Source organism: Streptomyces glaucescens (assembly GCF_002154375.1).
Classification (GTDB): Bacteria; Actinomycetota; Actinomycetes; order Streptomycetales; family Streptomycetaceae; genus Streptomyces; species Streptomyces glaucescens.
The window spans coordinates 1-568 of sequence record NZ_MUND01001103.1; the positions used below are offsets into that span (position 1 = coordinate 1).

1 pseudogene is annotated in these 568 nt (G+C 74.3%); it reads right to left on the minus strand.

From position 1 onward, the window contains the following. Positions 1–568 (minus strand): annotated as a pseudogene (locus tag CCN42_RS44040) (putative baseplate assembly protein); the annotation flags it as partial.

The window sequence follows — 568 nt, forward strand, 5'->3', positions numbered from 1 at the left end:
CGGGTGGTGCCGGCGGGCAGCGGATGGGCGTCCCTGCCCCAGGCCCACAGGGGGACGCTGTTGTGCTGGGGCCGCAGGCAGATCTCGGTGCGTTCCAGCGGCTGGTAGACCGGGTGCGGACCGGCGGCGAGGGCGGGTGCGGGCATGACCGGCCCGCTGGTGCGGTGGAGTTCGCCGTCGGGGACCGCGGTGAACGCCAGGTCCTGGGTGTGCACGGCGACGGCCGCGTTCGTCTCCAGGCAGACGACGGTGCGGGCGGCGCATCCGTCGTGCATCGGGTAGCCGACGAGCCGGGCGTGCCGCCGCGCCGAGGTGCGCAGGCGGGCGGTGTCCAGATAGGCCTCGGTGGCCACGGCGTCCTGGTGGTAGCTGAGCCGGTCCCCGATGTGGGCGAGGATCTCCACGAGGGTGATCCACAGATCGGGCACATGGCGTTCGGTCCACTGCGGCAGGGTGAGCGACAGCCGCTCCAGGAGCAGCCGCCGGAAGCTCGCGTAGTCCTTGGCCAGGTAGTCGATGGCGGGCGCGGGAGGGGCGGGCGGAGCGGCGGCGGGCTCGGCCGCGGGTT